The organism is bacterium, from assembly GCA_024742285.1.
Classification (GTDB): Bacteria; Myxococcota_A; UBA9160; order UBA9160; family UBA4427; genus UBA4427.
Genome location: JANSYR010000003.1, coordinates 462,133 through 478,579, shown reverse-complemented (window position 1 = coordinate 478,579; position 16,447 = coordinate 462,133). Strand labels below are relative to the sequence as shown.

Sequence of the window (16,447 nt, the reverse complement as noted above, 5' to 3'; positions counted from 1 at the left end):
CGATGGTAGAGTAGTCGGCGATGATGCGGATCGGCCTTCAATTCGACACCCACGGCGTCGCCGAGGCGGAGACGATCCTCCAGGACTTCGAACGCGCCGAGGCCGAAGGATTCGACACGGTCTGGATCGGGCAGATCTTCGTCCACGACGTCTTGACGCTCTTCGCGATGGCGGGCCTCCGTACGAACCGGATCGAGCTCGGGACGTCGGTCGTGCCGCTTCCGACGCGCCACGTGGTGACCCTCGCCCAACAAGCCCTCACGACCCAGCTCTCGACGCAGGGGCGTCTGTGCCTGGGCGTCGGCGCGGGTCATGCGGCGATCCTCGACAAGAAGCTGGGCCTGCCGAACGACCGCCCGCTCGCGCGAACGAAGGAGGCGCTCGAGGTGCTTCGCCCGCTGCTGCGCGGCGAGTACGTGAAGCACGCCGGAGAGTTCGAGCGCGTGCGCGTGGACACGCCGATCCAGGGCACGACGCCCCCGAGCGTGATCCTCGCGGCCCTCGGCCCGAAGATGATCGAGCTGGCCGGCGAGCTCACCGACGGAGTGACCCTCGTCTTCGCCGGCCCCGACTTCATCCAGTCCCACGTCGCCCCTCGCCTGCCGGCGGGCAAACGCATCGTCGCGAGCGTGCCGGTCATGCTGACCGACGAGGTCGACGCGATGTCGACGCTGATGGACGCCTATACGGCGCCCTCGATGGCGCTTCCGCCCTACCAGCGGGCGATGGCGGCCCAGGGGCTCGAGCGCGTGAGCCAGCTCGCGATCGTCGGGAACGAGGACGCGATCGTCCAGGGACTCGAACGCCTCGAGGCGAGCGGCGCGACGGACCTGAATCCGATCATGGTCTCGGGCGACGCCGATCCCGAATGCGCCGACCGGACGCGCCGCTTCCTCGCCGCCCGGGCGCGGGCGCAGCGCGGCGAATCCTGATCGCGCGGGGGCACTCCGTGCGTGGCGCGTCCCTTCCGGGATCGCGCCTCAGAACAGGTATTCGCGCATCGCCACGCTGCTCACGGTCTCGAAGTCGAGGAAGGAGAGCATGTCCTTCACGAGCTTCTTCCGGTTCTCGCGCCCGCTGTAGAAGATCTCCGGATCCGCGGCGACGGCACAGGATCCGACGGACTCGCTGACGATCCCGTGGAGGGTCGGCGCGTTCTCGGTCAAGGGGCGGAAGACACTGTTGCGCACGTAGCGGGTGAGGGGATGGAGGAGCAGGGAGAGCGGACCGTGGGACCCGTGCCATCGCGCATAGAAGGTCTCGAGGTCGAGGGCGTCGGACTTCGGGAAGGTCGAGAGGATCGTGACGCCCGGGCTCGCCTCACCGCGCTTCCAACTCCGATCCGGGTACTCGCGCAGGATCGACTCCGTGACCAGATAGCCGGCATGTCGCGTCGCCAGCCCGCGGACGATCGCTTCCACCTCGCCGCGAGCATCGACGTGATCGAGCCAGAGCGAGATCTGGCCGTCGATCAACCCGTGGGCGTTGCCCTGGGCGATTCCCTCGGCGGCCGGATCCGCTACGTCCGCCACGGAGATCGTGAGTGACTTCCCGCCGGCGGACTCGAGCGCCGGGACGACGGAGAAGATCCGATCGCGCAGGTCGTCCCGACTTCGCGGCGTCGTCCCCGCGTCCGTATCCCCCAGCAGATAGACCAGCTTCTCCATCGCTTCGCAGTGTACAGTGTCGGCGAGGGCCGGATCGGCCTCGATGTCCGTGATCCGAGGGGAGGAAACGTATGGGAGCCGGAACCTGGGAGAGCCACCACGCGATCTCGACGCTGATGTTCCGCTATGCGGAGTGCGTCGATCTCGCCGACTTCGACGGACTCTCGGCGCTCTTCGCGCACGGGACGATGCGTTCGACGTCCGCCGAGGACAGCGAGAACGGCATGACGGGCGAGCAGGTCGGCCGCTTCTACGCGGCCACCAACCGCGTCCACGAGGACGGCACGCTCCGCACGCGCCACCTCTCCACGAACGTCCGGATCGAGATCGAGGAAGAGCAGGACACGGCGACCGCGAAGTCGTACTTCGTCGTCTTCCAGGCGACCGAGAAGCTTCCGTTCCAGGCGATCGTCGGCGGTCGCTACGAAGACCGGTTCGAGCGCCGGGACGACGTCTGGCGTTTCGCCGATCGCGTCGTGATCGTGGACCAGATCGGAAACATGGAGGAGCATCTCTCCTTCGACCTCGCCCGCGGTGGTATCCGATTCGAGGAAGTCGCCCCGAAGCGCTAGGCGAGGAACGGAGGTTTCCATGGCCGAGTTCGAACCCCTCCCCGGTCGGATCGGCGCCCGCGTCGACGGCGTCGACCTCGAGGCCGGCCTCGACGACGCGACCTGGCGCGAAATCGAAGCGGTCTGGAACGATCGACACCTGTTAGTGTTCCCCGACCAGGCGGAGCTCTCGATCGACGCACAGGTCGCGCTTCTCGCGCACTTCGGCCCGGTGATCGAGGAGCGCGTTCCGGGAGAGTTCCACTCGTGGGTGTCGAACGCGGACGGTCACGGCACCGACGAGATGAACGACGGGTACCGCGAGGGCGAGCTCACGGCTCACATGGACTACACCTACACGCCCTACCCCGCCGACGTGATCTCGCTCTGGGGCGAACGGCTTCCCGACACGCCCTCCGAGACCTTCTTCTACAGCAACGTCGCGCCCCTCGACGAGATGCCCGCCCCTCTGCGCGCGGAGCTCGCCGGCTATCACGTGTTCTGCGCGCACGACCTCGCCGAGATGAAGCCGGACGTGCGGCTCTATCTCGAGGGGCGCACGGATCCGGCGGCGCCCACCCAGAGCCACACCTGGCCGTTGATCCGAGAACACCCCCACAAGCCCGGCGTCGACGCGCTCACCTGCACGCTCCAGCAGACGGAGCGGATCGTCGAGCTCTCCGACGAGGAGCATGGGGATCCGGAGAGCCGTGCCCTGCTGGGCAGGATCTTCGAGGGCTACCTCTACACCGAGGCCAATCGCTACGTCCACGTCTGGCGCCCCGACGATCTGGTCGTCTGGGACAACGTGGCCCTGCAGCACGCCCGGGCGGCCTGCCCCCGGGTGGTCGGCCCGCGCGTGCTACGCCGCGTTGCGGTCTGCGCCGCCGGAAATGCCATCCAGGACACCGTGGCGTTCCTGGGCCTCTCGGACTCCGCCGTCGCGTTCTCCTGACCTCGTCGGCCTCTCCTCGCAGCGACCGGCAGCCCCTGACTTCGGGGGGCGTTCCCCCGACCGGTCGTCGCCGCGCGCGGGGCGATCGCGGGTGCGCGAACACCCGAGGCGCGGCAGACTCCATTCGAAGGCCCGCTCGGGAGGATCCGTCATGGCACCTGCTTCCTTCGACCATCCCGGCGCACGCCGGCTTCGCGCACGTTCGACGCTGGCGTTGCTCCTGATCGGTGGGCTCCTCGCCTGCACGGGCGCGGACGGACCCGGCGGGAGCCGCGGCGTCCCGGACGCCCCCGAGATGACCCCCAGCGGCCTGGCGCTCGTCCGCAAGACGCCCCGGTCGATGCTCTGGGTCCGTCCCGATCACCACGTCGGACACTACGACGACATCCTGATCGCCGGCGTCGGCTTCACCTACGGGCTCGGGCAGACGGAGCTGGAACCGAACGAGGAGCAGAAGGTCCGGCTCATGCTGATCGAGGCGATGGAAGCGTTCACGGAGGAACCGAGCCCCGTCGGGCGCGCCTACAAACCCGGTCCGTGCGTCGTCGCGATCCAGCTCGGCTTGAAGGACATGCGACTGCACATCGACGAGAGCGGCGGCAGCGGATCGTCGACCTCCTTCGTGAACTCGTTCGGCTCGGCGACGATGATCATCGAGTTCAGCGATTCCAGGTCGAATCAGGTCCTGATCCGCTACGCGTCCCATCGCGGACTGGGCGGTGGCCCGGGCACGGGTCGCGTCGGCGCGAATCTCCCGCGGCTCGGGCGGGCCCTCGGAGAGATGGTCACCGACATGACCAACGAGCTGCAGAAGATCACGCCTACGACCACCGTCCGCACCGAGACCGAATGCAACGACGGGATCTACAAGCTGACGGGCCGCACGCCAGAGTGACCCACCGCGGCGAGTGCCCGCAGCCGCCGGATCAACCCTGCGAGCGCCCGCAGCAGGCGGATTAGACGAGCGCCCGCAGCCGGCGGACCAACCCGGCGAGTGCACGCAGCCGGAGGTTCAGACGGGGTCGAGGACCACGACCGGGATCACGCGCTCGCCGGCGTTCGTCTGGTAGTCGTCGTAGGGCGGATAGAGCTCGGCGAGCTCGGCCCAGAGCTTCGTGCGCTCTTCGCCTTCGGCGACCCGCGCGCGGGCCTTCACCGGCTTCGCGCCGACCATCAGGTCGCACGCCGGGTTCGCCTCGAGGTTGAGGAACCAGATCGGGTGGTTCGGCATGCCGCCCTTCGACGCGATGATCACGTAGGCGCCGTCGATCTCCTTGTAGATCAGGGGCAGCGACCGCTTCTCGCCGGTCTTGCGACCGGTCGTCGTCAGCAGGAGCGTGGGCAGGATGCCCGGACCGCCGAGATGTGAGGAGTCCCACATGTGGGCCTTCTCGGGATCCTTCTCGTAGAGCTCGATGTGTTCGGCGATCCAGGGAATGGCGGCGAAGGTCGACATGTCGGGAGGTCCTTTCTCGGTTTCGGTTTCGGTTTCGGTTCCGAACTCGATCTCGATGCGCGACTCGGCCGCGCTCGTTCGGGCGAGCGGCAAGGGTCGCGGGATTCGCGGCGACGCGCCACCGGCGGCGCGCCGGCCGTCCGCGACCGCTACGGTGGCGAGATGGCCCTCGCCGACGATCCCGAAGACCTTCCCCTCGTCGACCTCGCCGACCCGGACCTCTGGCAGGACCCGGCCGCGGCCCTCGCCCCCGCCCGCGAAGCCGCCCCCCTCGCGCGCACCGGTCGGGGCGAGCGCGTCGTCCTTCGCTATGCGGACACCGAACGCCTCCTCGCCGACCCGCGCATGCTCACGGTCGGCGGGCGGCTCCTCGAAGGCATCGGCATCACCGAAGGCCCTCTCGCCGACTGGTGGCGCCTCGTCATGTTCAACACGAATCCACCGGAGCACGGACGGCTTCGCGGACTCGTGAGCCGCGCCTTCACGCCGCGCCGCGTCGACGCCCTTCGTCCGCGCGTGCGCGCCCTCGCCGAGCGACGCGTCCGCCCTGTCGTCGACGCGGGTGACGTCGACTTCGAGGCAGCGGTCGCCGACCCCCTCCCGATCGCCGTCATCTGCGAGCTGCTCGGCGTTCCCGAAGACGCCTGGCCGGCGGTGCGCGACTGGACCGCGGAGCTCGGCCGGGTCTTCGCGACGCGCCTCTCGAACGAGCAAAGGGCGCGGTGCGAAGAGGCGGTCGAGGCGCTGACCGGCCTGCTTCGCGGGCTCTTCGACGCGCGGCGTCGCGCGCCGCGGGACGACCTGCTGACCGCGCTGGCGAGCGCGACCGACGCGGGCGACCGGCTCTCGCCGCAGGAGTGCGAGGCGATGGCGATCAACCTCCTCTTCGCGGGCCACGACACCACGCGCGGACTGCTCTCGATCGGGCTCGCAGCGCTCCTCCGCCATCCCGCGGCGGTCGCACGCCTCCGGGAGGATCCGACCCTGATCCCGGTGGCCGTCGAAGAGATGCTGCGCCTCGAACCCCCGACGCTGGGCAGTCTCCGGGCGCCGACCGAGGACCTCGAGACGCAGGCGGGCCACGCGCTTCCCCGCGGCGTCCCGGTCCACTTCCTGTTTCCAGGCAGCAATCGCGACCCTCGCGCGTTCGACGCCCCGGACCGCTTCGACCTCGATCGCCGCGGCCCGAGACCGCTCTCCTTCGGCCTCGGCGCCCATTTCTGCCTCGGCGCCGGCCTGGCGCGCATGGAGGCCCAGGAGGTCGTGCGCGCGCTGCTGTCGGCGACCCGCGAGATGGAGATCGTCGAGCCGCCCCGACTGGTCCCCTTCGCCACGATCCGGCGCCTCGCCTCGGGCCTCACGCTGCGACTCGGCGGCACCTGAGCGCACCCGCCGGGCTCGTCTGGCGCCGCCCCACCGATTTGACATGATCGGGGGGCGGCTGGAGGCGCTCCCCAGCAGGCCCGGTACGCCCGAACCCCGCCCGAATCGAGAGAGGTCCCATGAGCAGCGAACCCTTCGTCGTCATCTCGTCCGACACCCACGCCGGTGCCCAGGTCAACCGATACCGCGATTACCTCGACAGCAAGCACCAGGCGCTCTTCGACGACTGGCGCGGTTCCTACACGAACCCCCAGAAGAAGCACATCGGCTCCAAGAAGCACCTCAACTGGGACGACGATGCGCGCATGACCGACATGGAGAACGACGGCGTCGTCGGCGAGATCATCTTCCCGAACACCGTGCCGCCCTTCTTCCGGACCAGCGTGCTCATCTGCGGCAATCCGAGCCCCGAGGACTACCCGCTCCGCCTCGAGGGCATCCGCGCCCACAACCGGTGGCTCAAGGACTGGTGCGACGAGTTCCCGGCCCAGCGCGCGGGGATCGGGCTCGTCTATCTCAACGACATCGACGAAGCCATCAAGGACATCGAGTGGATCGCCGACGCCGGCCTCCGCGGCGGCGTGCTCCTGCCCCACGTCCCGGACGACTGCACGAGCTTCATCAAGCCGCTCTACCACCCGGACTACGACCGGATGTGGGCGCTGCTCGAAGAGACGGGGCTCGTGATCAACCACCACGGCGGGACCGGCTCCCCCGACTACGGCCGGCTGCCGATCTCGCTGCCGATCCGCCTGATCGAAACGCCCTTCTTCTCCACACGCAGCTACAGCCAGCTGATCCTGTCGGGCGTCTTCCACCGCTTCCCGAAGCTCAAGTACATCATCACCGAGTCCGGTTGTGCCTGGGTTCCGGACACGCTCCAGCGCCTCGACTCGGCGTGGGAGCGGATCTCGAAGGGCGTCGCCGGCGAGTTCCAGTTCCCGGAAGGCGTCGCGACCCCGGAGCCGCCGTCCTTCTACGCCCAGCGCAACTGCTACTACGGCGCGAGCTCCGCGTCGCCGGTCGAGATCCGCGATCGCGACGTGATCGGCACCGAGCGGATCCTCTGGGGCAGCGACTACCCCCACTACGAAGGCACCTACCCCCACACGCGCCTGGCCCTGCGCCATACGTTCAACGACGTCGGCGAAGAGAACGCCCGGAAGATGCTCGGCCTGAACGCCGCAGAGCTCTACGACTTCGACCTGGAGGCACTCAAGCCCCTCGCCGAGAAGTGCGGTCCGACCTGGGACGAGCTGAGCGTGCCGCTCGCGGCGAGCGAATTCCCGGAGCAGACCCACACCAACGCGTTCCGGACGCTCGGCTAAGCAGTCGGCGCTACGCGCACTTTTTTTGGTCGGCGCTACGCGCCTCTCGCCGCGTCCTTCGTGGACGCGGCTTGCGCTGAGGGCTCTGGGGGAGCATGGGACGCGGCTTGCGCTGAGGGCTCTGGGGGAGCCCGGGACGCGGCTTGCGCTGAGGGCTCTGGGGGAGCCCGGGACGCGGCTTGCGCTGAGCGTTCCTCGGCTCGACTAGCCGAAGTGGACCGGGAGGGTGCTCGGGCGGCGGATGATTCCGACCGACTCCCATTCGATCTCGTCATCGAGGAGCCGTGCCGTCTCGGGCAGGAAGCTCGTCGCCGCATCGAGCATGCAGGCCATCTCCTGCAACGCGAGGTTCGCGCCGAGACAGTAGTGGGGGCCGCTCCCGAAGGTGAGCATCTCCCGGTTGTCGCGCGTGATGTCGAACCGATCCGGGTCGTCGAAGACACGGGGATCGCGATTCGCTGCGGCCGAGCTCAGCATCACGACCGAGCCCTTCGGGATCGCCACCCCGTGAAGCTCGAAGTCCTCCATCGCGAAACGGGGCGACCCTGCGATCGTTCCGAAATCGAATCGCAAGGACTCTCGGACGGCCGCCCTCGCGAGACCGGGGTCCTCTCGCAGGAGTTCGAGCTGGTGCGGATGCCGGAGCAGCAGCTTGAGTGCGTTCGTCCCCCCGAGCGTCGTCGTCTCGGAACCCGCGGCGATCAGGATCGCGACGATGATCACGATCTCCTCGTCGGTCATCGGATCGTCCGGATTGCCGTGGATCAGATCGGACACGAAATCCTCGGCGGCCTGCTCGCGCCGTTCCTCTGCCAGCTTTCCGACCCATTCGGCGAGCTCGTCGAAGGCTGCCTCGCCCCGACGGATGTTCTCTTCGTCTGCCATCGGAAAGAAGCGACGGATCACGTCCTGGGCGAGCTGACGAAACCGGTCCTCTTCGTCCGGATACGGCGGGATTCCGACGATCCGGCTGATCACCGTATTGGGAATCGGATTCGTGAACGCGTCGACCAGATCGACCACGCCCTTTCGCCCCCGCAGCGGATCCCCGAACTTCGCCACGACCTCCCGGACCTGCGCTTCCTGGCGAGCGACCGCGCGCGGCGTGAATCCTTTGGAGAGCCGCGCTCGCCAGGCGCGATGGTCCTCGCCCTCCGCGCGTCCCGTCCCCTGCTCGTCCATCCTCTCGGCCCACGACCCGGGCGGCGGAGGCACGAAGTCGGGCGCGAGCCTGCGGTCGCGGGAGAGCAGATGCTCCTCGGCGAACAACGCCTTGACGTCGTCGTGTCGCGACAAGACGAAGAGACCGACCGCCTCGTCGTGAAAGACCGGTGCGTGCTCTCGCAGGATCGCCAGGGTGGAGAAGGGATCGCGGATGATCTCCGGATCGAACAACGTCTTCGGAAGCTCGGGCATTGCGGGGACCTCACTTCTCGGATCACTCTTCTCGCCTGAATGGCCTAGGATTCCGACGCGAGATGGACAGTGACCCAACGAATCGACGGTAGCCCGGCAGGCGACGAGAGCATCAGGGAAACGCCGCCCCTCGATGGGGCGTGCGAGGACGACGTGTGTGCGCTCCCCGGCGCCGATACCGAGGGCCCCGCGAAGGCCCCCCTCGACGCCGACATCGAGCTCCCCGACGACGACCCGGAAGCCTTCCTCGAGTTCGCTCAAGGTCGCGGCTGGGGGGATGGACTCCCCTTGATCCCGCCGACACCGGAGCGAGTCGAGCGGGCCCTCTCGTGCCTCCCGATCGGCGTCGACCCGGACGAGGTCCTGACCTCACTCCCACCTCGGGGGGGTCTCGTCACGCGACGTACCCTCGCCGTGAACGCCGTCATGGCGGGCTGTCCCGCCGGAACGCTCCCGATCCTCACGACCGCGATCCGGGCCCTCACCCGGGCCGAGGTGAACCTCCGCGGCGTGAACGCGACGACGCATCCCGTGGCGCCCCTCCTGATCGTCCACGGCGACGCGGTCGCCGAGCTCGGCTTCAATGCCGGGCTCGGGGCCTTCGGGCCGGGCAACCGCGCGAACGCGACCGTCGGGCGGGCACTCCGCCTCGTGATGCTCAACGTGGCGGGCGCACGCCCCGGCGCCGGCGATGCCTCCACGCAGGGGCAACCGTCCAAGTACACGTACTGCGTGGCCGAGAACCAGGCCGACAGCCCCTGGGCGCCCTACCCGGCCAGCCGCGGACTCGACGCTCCGAGTGCCGTCTCGGTCCACTGCGGCGAGAACCCGCACAACGTCCAGGACCACGAAGTCCGGTCGGCTTCGCAGACGCTCGAGATGATCGCGAGCACGATGACGACCCTCGGCTCGAACAACGCGCCGGTCTCGAGCGCGGAGTGGTTCGTCTTCCTCGGCCCGGAACACGCTCACGGGATCGCCGATGCCGGCTACTCGCGAGAAGACGTCCAGCAGTTCTTCTTCGAACACGCGCGACTCCCGATGGGACGCTTCCGACGCGCCTTCGAGATCGCGCAGTACGCGGAGTGGGAAGAGGCCCTGGGCGACGACGACGCCAAGCCGATCGCGCGGGATCCCGACAAGTTCCGGATCCTCGTGACCGGCGGCGCGGGGAAGCACTCCTGCGTCGTCCCCAGCTGGGGCATGACAGCCAGCGCGACGCTGCCGCTGGCGCCCTGAAGCGATCCCTCCCCGCCCGATCCATCCCCCACCCCCCGACCCCGAACAAGGAGCTCGACCCGATGGCCGCCACGAACATCTACTCCCCGGAAGGCAGCGTCGATCCGAACGCGATGCCGACGGCGCGCGTCGCGATCGGCGCGCTCGCGGGCAAGCGGATCGCTGCCCTCGACAACGGGAAGGCGGGCGCCGCACACCTCCTGCGCGCAATGGGCCAAAGCCTCGCGACGCGGACGGGCGCCACCTTCGTGGGCGTGTTCCAGAAGCAGACCGCCGCCACCCCCTGCGAAACCGACCTCCTCGATCGCCTCGCCGCCGAAGTGGAGGTGGTCCTCACGGGCACCGCCGATTGAGGCAGCTGCACGTCGTGGAGTCTCCACGACACGCGCTCCCTGGAAGAACGCGGCCGCGCGACCGTCGCGATCGCGAGCCGCGAGTTCGCCGCGCTCGCCGACCAGATGGCCCGCGAGCTCCGCTTCCCCGACGCCCGCGTCGTCGTCGTCCCCCATCCGATCGGCGGCACCGCGGACGCGACCCTCGAGAGCTGGGCAGAAGCCGCCCTCGACGACCTCGAGCGCCAGCTGCGCTAGCGAGGCCCGCCTTCGATCCGCGCAGACGAAGGCAGCGGGCGAGACCCGGCCTGGCTCGTCGCCAGATGCGCAGGCGATGAAGCGACCACCTCCCAGGCGCCCGATACGGCGACCGGTCGCCCGACGAGCAACTCCCGTCGCGATCAACTGCGCCGAGCAAGGCCGCAAAAAAGAAAACGGCGGGCTCCTCGTCGAGGAACCCGCCGTCGTCTGGGTGGCGGAGCCAAGCAGCCTTACAAAAGCCGAAAGAAAGGGGAGCTCGGCCCCGCCGGCCGCCTGCCAGTCAGGTCTAGCGGCGGCGAATCGTGGCCAGGCCGGCCAGGCCGAGGCCCATGAGGAGCGCGGTGCCTGGCTCCGGGATGACCTGGATCGTCAGGCTGTCGTTGGTGAACGAAAGGAACCCGCCACCGTCACCGACCGCCTCGTAGCCGAGCTCGGAGAAGACGCCGAACTCGAGCGTGATGTCGGTCAGGCTGACCAGCGGGCTCGAGGGACCGTTGGTGGGCGAGAAGGTCACCTGGAAGTGGACGTTGCCCGCCTCGACGTTGAAGTTCGGGCCGACGCCGAAGTCGTCCTGGCCGTCACCCGCACCACCCAGCGTGTCGAGTCCGGAGAAGACCATCGCGTGCAGCTCCACGGCGGGCGTCTCGGACGGCGTGCCGGGGAACATCAGCGGGGAACCGCGCAGCTGGATGCCCGGGTTGATCGTGTTCTCGATTCCCAGGTCGCCGGCGCCGATGTCCGCGAAGAGGTTGAAGGACGTCTGCCCGCCAACGATCTCGAGACCGTCGTTGGCGAGGCCGTCACCATTGACGTCGTGGCCACGGGCCGCGATGTCGATCCCGAAGATGTCATCGAGGGTCGCGTTCTCGACGACGAGGTCGACCGTGATCGTGTCACCGAATCGAACCAGGCCGGGGGTGCCGCTGGTGCTCGAGGAGCCCACGACGGAGATACCGAGCGCCATAGCGCCCGAGGGGATCATCAGGCCAACCACCGCGGCAACCGCGGCGAGACTCTGCTTTCGAATCATCTTTCACCTCATCAGAATCAGCAATCCCACGCGAAAGACGCGCGCGATCCGTATCCACACGGAGCGAATGAGCCAGCGCTGGACACGAAGGTCCGCTGGCTGGAGCCCGGCGCCGCGAACCATCCGCGGTGACGCGCTCCCTCCGCACACTCAATCTGACCTGATGGTGAAAAAAGACGGTTGAACAAGCCTTTGCACCGTTTGCGTCCCACCGCAGACGGCCATCCCCTACAGGTCTCGACCACCCTATCACGAGCCAAAGCAGGAGTGGGGAGAAAAATCGAAGAGTTGTGAAAATCCCACCCTTCGATTTCCCCGCGGGAGGCACCGCAGAGATCGACGCGTCCCCGACGCGGAGACGCGGCTCGGGCGGCACGGGCCGAGCCCGGAAACCGACCCAGTCACCTCGAACGGCCTTCGCAGCGCGCGGGCCTGCGCGCGCGAAGCACGATCGCCCGCGCGCGCTAGGTGCTCGAGAGGGGCAGCGTCTCCGGCGGCGCGGCGAAGCGATCCGCCTGCGCTGTCAGCCGGGCCTCACGCTCCGCATCGGCGTCGTCGCCGAGGAGCTCGGCGAGTAGACGCGCGCCCCGCCCGTCGTAGGGAGCGACGCGTGCGACGAAATCCTCGAGCCCTTCGATCGCCGCAGCTCGATCGCCGCGTTCCACCAACAGCTCGGAGAGCGGGCCCGCCGCGGCAAAGCGCGTGTCGTCGATCTCGAGCGCACGTTCGTAGTGCGCGATCGCCTCGTTCGCCTTCCCGGCACGACGGGCGAGATCCCCCAGCCCGATCACGGCATCGACCGCGTCCTCGTCCGCTTCGAGGGCGGCCTCGAACTCGACGCGAGCCTCCGCCTGCGACGCGTCGTCCTGCGACAGCGCGCGCCCGACCGCGACGCGAAGCGTCGGGTCCTTCGGAAACCGCGCGGCCGCCGACCGGGCGACTTCGATCGCCTCCGTCGTGGCGCCCGATTCGAGCAGACGCACGATCCGTTGCGCGATCAACGGAGCCCGGGAAGAGGGCTCCGCAGCCTCGACGAGCTCAGCGAGGGTCGCGGCGGCGCCGGCGGGGCCGGCGACGTGGGCGAGCCCGTTCGCGAGCGCGCCCGCGACGGCGACCTGGAAATCCCGAATCGGCATGTCGAGTCCGCGCGGAAGCGAGAGGTTCGGCTCGATCGCGAGCCGCGCCTGGAGCTCGACGCGCAGCAGATGGAGCCGGGTGCTCGAGGCCGAGTCCCCCTTCGGCGAGTTGAAGTTGAGGATCGTCAGCGCCTCGCGGGCACGCCCCTCGGACATGTAGAGCGCGATCAAGCGTTCGCGCGCCTCGGCGAGGGACGGATCCGACCGGACCGCCTGACGGTAGTGCTCGACGGCCTCGTCGAACTCCCCGATCCCCTCGGCCGCGCGAGCCAGGTAGTACCGGACCGGGGCGTTCTGGGGCCACAGCGTCGCGGCCCGCGTCATGTAGGCGATCGCGCCCGCGTAGTCCCGGCGCTCGAAGGCCACGCGCCCCATCACCATCTCACGGTGGACGTCCACCGGCGTCCGGCGCGCGAGATCGAGCGCATCGTCGTAGCGCTCGAGATAGATCAACGCGTCCGCTGCCCGGAAGAGGAGATCCGGTGCCGCGAGATCCCCCGCGAGCTCGAGGGAGCGCTCGTAGGCCTCGACGCCCTCTTCGTAGCGCCCGAGATCGATCATGAACGCACCGTATTCGGCTTCGAGGGTCGCCTCCGCGACGACAACCCCGTCCGAGGCGTTCTCCTTCGCATATTCGATCGAGGAACGAATCACGTCCGCGGCGTCGTCGACCCGTCCCAGCTCGGTCAGGTAGGTGACGTAGGCCCGGCGGATCTGAGCGTCGCCGGGCGACTCGTCATACGCCTGCTTCAGTACGTCGAGGCTTCGATCGTTCTTGCCGAGCGCCGCGTAGAGCTGGATCGCTTCGTTCAGGACGCCACGAGACTCCGGAAACTTCTCGAGGCAGGACGAGGCGATCTCCTCGGCCTCGGCGATGTCGCCGGCTTCGCGCTTGAAGCTGATCCGCACGCTGCACCAGTACTCTTCCCCGTCGACCGCATCGATCTCCGCGGCCGCGACGGCCGCCGCCTCGCTCTCCGCGCCCTCCGCGTCGCCGTCCCGAGGCGGATCGGCTGCCGCGAGGGCCGGCCCGTCCCCCTCGTCCTCGGGATCCCCAGGAGCCTCTTCACCGGCCTCGGCGACGGGATCGCCCTCCTCCGCAGTCCCACCGCTTCCGAGCAGACCGGCGGCGAGAATCGTCTCGTACGCCGCATCCGCATCGCCCACCCGAAGCTGCGCCACCGCCTTCATACGGCGCGCCATCTCGGACTCCGGGAAATCCTCGACGATCCCCTCGAGAAGCGAGAGCGCCTCGTCGTTCATGCGCCGCGTGTTCAGCCGGACCCGCGCCTCGAGCAGGCGCGTACCGAGGTCCTCTTCGGGATCGTCCGGCCGCTCGTCGCGAACCCGCGCGAGGGTCGCGAGCGCGAGATCCCAGTTCTCCCACTGGTTGCACGAACTCGCCAGCGCGACACCGGCCGGCACGACCCAGTCCTCGAGGTTCATCGCCTCGTCCAGCGCCCAGACGGCCTGGCCCGCGCGGCCGAGCCGGCTCAGCGTGCGCCCATAGAGGAAGAGCGTCTCCCCGCTCCGATCCCCCGCATCGATCATCGCCCGCATCGCTTCGACCGACTCGTCGACCTGCCCCGCCGCGAGCAGCGTCCGGACCTCGTCGAGGGTGGGAACGGGCTCGCTCGCGCAACCCGACAGGATCGCGACGACCAGGCAGCACGTGAGCGGGAAACGCGCAGCGCGTACGCGGTTCGCCCGACGTCTCACACTTCCGAGGGTCCCGGGAAATCTCCGAACGGTTGCCGAGGTGAGAATCTCGTTCTCCTTGCGCGCGAGCGATCGGCGAGGCGCCATCGATCGCGCGGCCGCAGGTCGTCTTCCGATCAACGCGCCGCTCGCTTCATCAAGCACCGCTGGTCCTCTACGACGCCGAAGCGCCGTAAAAGGGGGGGCAACCGCATGCACTGATCGAATATGCGTGTCGGTTAGCATCGCCGCCCTCGATTCGCAAAGTGCGAAGGGCATCCCTACCCCCGGAGAATCGAATCGAGTAGAGTCCGCCGCCATGTCGGAGAACGCTTCGAACCGGCCGCTCTGGCCCTTCGTCCTGCTGGCGGTCGCGCTCATCACCGCCTTCCTGTTCCGCTCGATCCGGATCGAGCCCGGCGAGTCGTCCTGGCGCCCGACGGGATCGATCGAGGATCTCGTCGCGCTGTCCGAGCGGACCGATACGAACATCCTGTTCGTATTGATCGACACGCTCCGCGCGGAGCGCATGAGCGCCTACGGCTACGAGCGCGACACGACGCCCTTCCTGACCGAGCTGGCGAGCACGGGAATCCGCTTCGACCGACACATCGCCCAGTCGTCCTGGACCAAGTCCTCGATGGCCTCGCTCTGGTCCAGCCTCACCCCGCTCCGCGTCGGCGTGACCAAGTTCAACCACACCATCCCCGACGACGTCCTCATGCCGGCGGAGCTCCTCGCGGAGGCCGGATTCATGAACGTGGGCCTCTACCGCAACGGTTGGGTCCACGGCTATTTCGGCTTCGACCAGGGATTCGACAAATACTTCCGACCCATGGGCCTCGGGCTCAAGCCTTCCGAGGTCCAGCTCCGTCCCAACGCGCAGGCCCACGGCAACGACGAGACCCTGATCGACGACGGCATCGAGTTCCTTCGCATCCACGGCGAGTCCAAGCGCTGGTTCCTCTACCTGCACCTGATGGACCTGCACGAGTACACCTACGACGAGGAGTCGGCACTCTTCGGCAACACGATCGCGGACCTCTACGACAACTCCCTCCTGCGGACCGACTGGGTCGTCTCGAAGCTCTACGATCACCTCGGCCAGCGCGGACTGCTCGACGAGACGATCGTCGTCATCCTCTCGGACCACGGAGAGGCCTTCGGCGAGCGCGGCTTCGAAGGCCACGCGCGATCCGTCTTCCCGGAGACCACGGAGACGCCGCTCATCATCTCCCTGCCCTTCGCCCTCGAAGAGCCGATCGTGGTGACCGAGCTGACGTCGAACGAAGACGTCTGGCCGACCCTCCTCGAGCTGGCGGGTGTCCCCGACGATCGATCGGGTCTCGACGGCCACTCGCGCTTCGACACGATCGTGGCGAGCGCTCGAGGCACCGCGCCCGAGGCCGCGCCGGACGACGTCGTCATGGCGTACCTCGACGAGAACTGGGGACGCCCCGGGACCGACGCCTCGGGTGCCGTCACGGTGCTCGACGGGCCCTACCGTTACGTCGCTGGGAGTGACGGCGACGGGAAGCCGTTCGAGTCGCTGTTCTCGGTGGAAGACGGACAGCAGTTCGATCTCGCGAGCGCGGAGGGCGAGGTCCTGGAACGGCTGCGCGCGGTGGCGGACCGGGAGGCGGGGGAGCCGCCGCTGTTCGAGCAGCAGTTCTATGAGCTGGATGAGCTGCAGTTGGATCAGCTTCGCGCCCTAGGGTACGAAATCCCGTAGGTGGACCGAAGATTTCTCCTGGCACCGATCGTGCGATGCCAGAAGGGATGTCGATCACCACACGCCTGCACCGCCCTCCCTTCTGCCCCAACCCTTGCTGTGATTCCCATGGCGAACCAGGGGCTTGGCGCTTCGTCAAGAAGGGCTTCTACGTCAGGAACCGAGCACCTCGCCGGATCCAGAAGTACCGCTGTTCCCATTGCGGCCGGAACTTCAGTTCACAGACGTTCTCCACTACCTATTGGCTGAGACGCCCGGACCTG

General features: G+C 68.6%; 15 protein-coding genes. 10 read left to right on the top strand and 5 right to left on the bottom strand.

All coding sequences use genetic code 11. The features are described 5' to 3' along the window. The first annotated feature begins 20 nt into the window (after positions 1–20). Positions 21–932: an LLM class flavin-dependent oxidoreductase gene (locus tag NXI30_08590; GenBank protein ID MCR9094261.1), complete on the top strand. Its 912-nt coding sequence runs from the start codon at positions 21–23 to the stop codon at positions 930–932. Positions 933–980: 48 nt separating this feature from the next. Here NXI30_08590 and NXI30_08585 read toward each other — a convergent pair whose 3' ends face one another. Then, positions 981–1,667, bottom strand: a complete 687-nt coding sequence (locus tag NXI30_08585) for an EthD domain-containing protein (GenBank protein ID MCR9094260.1) — start codon at positions 1,665–1,667, stop codon at positions 981–983. A 71-nt stretch (positions 1,668–1,738) separates the two neighbouring features. Between NXI30_08585 and NXI30_08580 the strand changes: the two genes are divergently transcribed. From NXI30_08580 to NXI30_08570, 3 genes are all read left to right on the top strand, one after another. Continuing rightward, on the top strand, positions 1,739–2,239 hold the full coding sequence (locus NXI30_08580) for a nuclear transport factor 2 family protein (GenBank protein ID MCR9094259.1): 501 nt from the start codon (positions 1,739–1,741) through the stop codon (positions 2,237–2,239). Between the two features lie 19 nt (positions 2,240–2,258). Continuing rightward, positions 2,259–3,173: a TauD/TfdA family dioxygenase gene (locus NXI30_08575; protein ID MCR9094258.1), complete on the top strand. Its 915-nt coding sequence runs from the start codon at positions 2,259–2,261 to the stop codon at positions 3,171–3,173. A 151-nt stretch (positions 3,174–3,324) separates the two neighbouring features. Further along, the gene (locus NXI30_08570) at positions 3,325–4,068 is read left to right on the top strand and encodes a hypothetical protein (GenBank protein MCR9094257.1); all 744 of its coding nucleotides are present in this window, start codon (positions 3,325–3,327) and stop codon (positions 4,066–4,068) included. A 117-nt stretch (positions 4,069–4,185) separates the two neighbouring features. Here NXI30_08570 and NXI30_08565 read toward each other — a convergent pair whose 3' ends face one another. Beyond that, positions 4,186–4,629: a nitroreductase family deazaflavin-dependent oxidoreductase gene (locus NXI30_08565; protein MCR9094256.1), complete on the bottom strand. Its 444-nt coding sequence runs from the start codon at positions 4,627–4,629 to the stop codon at positions 4,186–4,188. A 162-nt stretch (positions 4,630–4,791) separates the two neighbouring features. Between NXI30_08565 and NXI30_08560 the strand changes: the two genes are divergently transcribed. Together NXI30_08560 and NXI30_08555 are read left to right on the top strand one after the other, a co-directional pair. Beyond that, entirely contained in the window at positions 4,792–6,012 is a 1,221-nt protein-coding gene (locus tag NXI30_08560; GenBank protein MCR9094255.1) for a cytochrome P450, read from the top strand. A gap of 119 nt (positions 6,013–6,131) precedes the next feature. Further along, a complete protein-coding gene (locus tag NXI30_08555) occupies positions 6,132–7,340 on the top strand; it encodes an amidohydrolase (GenBank protein ID MCR9094254.1) in 1,209 nt (402 codons plus the stop codon). 204 nt (positions 7,341–7,544) lie between these two features. Here the strand turns inward: NXI30_08555 and NXI30_08550 are convergent, their stop codons facing one another. Next, positions 7,545–8,756 (bottom strand): cytochrome P450, encoded by a 1,212-nt coding sequence (locus NXI30_08550; protein ID MCR9094253.1) that lies wholly within the window; start codon positions 8,754–8,756, stop codon positions 7,545–7,547. Positions 8,757–8,825: 69 nt separating this feature from the next. Here NXI30_08550 and NXI30_08545 point away from each other — a divergent pair, with 69 nt between their 5' ends. The 3 genes from NXI30_08545 (at position 8,826) to NXI30_08535 (ending at position 10,585) form a co-directional block, all read left to right on the top strand. Beyond that, positions 8,826–9,995, top strand: coding sequence for a hypothetical protein (locus NXI30_08545; protein MCR9094252.1), 1,170 nt, complete (start codon positions 8,826–8,828; stop codon positions 9,993–9,995). A gap of 62 nt (positions 9,996–10,057) precedes the next feature. Continuing rightward, positions 10,058–10,348: a hypothetical protein gene (locus NXI30_08540; protein MCR9094251.1), complete on the top strand. Its 291-nt coding sequence runs from the start codon at positions 10,058–10,060 to the stop codon at positions 10,346–10,348. A 105-nt stretch (positions 10,349–10,453) separates the two neighbouring features. Further along, entirely contained in the window at positions 10,454–10,585 is a 132-nt protein-coding gene (locus NXI30_08535; GenBank protein MCR9094250.1) for a hypothetical protein, read from the top strand. A 289-nt stretch (positions 10,586–10,874) separates the two neighbouring features. Here the strand turns inward: NXI30_08535 and NXI30_08530 are convergent, their stop codons facing one another. Together NXI30_08530 and NXI30_08525 are read right to left on the bottom strand one after the other, a co-directional pair. Beyond that, positions 10,875–11,618, bottom strand: a complete 744-nt coding sequence (locus NXI30_08530) for a PEP-CTERM sorting domain-containing protein (GenBank protein MCR9094249.1) — start codon at positions 11,616–11,618, stop codon at positions 10,875–10,877. A gap of 464 nt (positions 11,619–12,082) precedes the next feature. Then, positions 12,083–14,473 carry a tetratricopeptide repeat protein gene (locus NXI30_08525; protein MCR9094248.1) on the bottom strand — a complete coding sequence of 797 codons (2,391 nt, stop codon included), beginning with the start codon at positions 14,471–14,473 and terminating at the stop codon, positions 12,083–12,085. 298 nt (positions 14,474–14,771) lie between these two features. Here NXI30_08525 and NXI30_08520 point away from each other — a divergent pair, with 298 nt between their 5' ends. Further along, entirely contained in the window at positions 14,772–16,184 is a 1,413-nt protein-coding gene (locus NXI30_08520) for a sulfatase (GenBank protein MCR9094247.1), read from the top strand. The last annotated feature ends 263 nt before the right edge of the window (positions 16,185–16,447 follow it).

What these genes read in the sequence shown, in the direction of transcription:
- NXI30_08590 (MCR9094261.1), top strand. Translation starts at nt 21, where the DNA reads ATGATGCGGATCGGCCTTCAATTCGACACCCACGGCGTCGCCGAGGCG.
- NXI30_08585 (MCR9094260.1), bottom strand. Translation starts at nt 1,667, where the DNA reads ATGGAGAAGCTGGTCTATCTGCTGGGGGATACGGACGCGGGGACGACG.
- NXI30_08580 (MCR9094259.1), top strand. Translation starts at nt 1,739, where the DNA reads ATGGGAGCCGGAACCTGGGAGAGCCACCACGCGATCTCGACGCTGATG.
- NXI30_08575 (MCR9094258.1), top strand. Translation starts at nt 2,259, where the DNA reads ATGGCCGAGTTCGAACCCCTCCCCGGTCGGATCGGCGCCCGCGTCGAC.
- NXI30_08570 (MCR9094257.1), top strand. Translation starts at nt 3,325, where the DNA reads ATGGCACCTGCTTCCTTCGACCATCCCGGCGCACGCCGGCTTCGCGCA.
- NXI30_08565 (MCR9094256.1), bottom strand. Translation starts at nt 4,629, where the DNA reads ATGTCGACCTTCGCCGCCATTCCCTGGATCGCCGAACACATCGAGCTC.
- NXI30_08560 (MCR9094255.1), top strand. Translation starts at nt 4,792, where the DNA reads ATGGCCCTCGCCGACGATCCCGAAGACCTTCCCCTCGTCGACCTCGCC.
- NXI30_08555 (MCR9094254.1), top strand. Translation starts at nt 6,132, where the DNA reads ATGAGCAGCGAACCCTTCGTCGTCATCTCGTCCGACACCCACGCCGGT.
- NXI30_08550 (MCR9094253.1), bottom strand. Translation starts at nt 8,756, where the DNA reads ATGCCCGAGCTTCCGAAGACGTTGTTCGATCCGGAGATCATCCGCGAT.
- NXI30_08540 (MCR9094251.1), top strand. Translation starts at nt 10,058, where the DNA reads ATGGCCGCCACGAACATCTACTCCCCGGAAGGCAGCGTCGATCCGAAC.
- NXI30_08535 (MCR9094250.1), top strand. Translation starts at nt 10,454, where the DNA reads ATGGCCCGCGAGCTCCGCTTCCCCGACGCCCGCGTCGTCGTCGTCCCC.
- NXI30_08530 (MCR9094249.1), bottom strand. Translation starts at nt 11,618, where the DNA reads ATGATTCGAAAGCAGAGTCTCGCCGCGGTTGCCGCGGTGGTTGGCCTG.
- NXI30_08520 (MCR9094247.1), top strand. Translation starts at nt 14,772, where the DNA reads ATGTCGGAGAACGCTTCGAACCGGCCGCTCTGGCCCTTCGTCCTGCTG.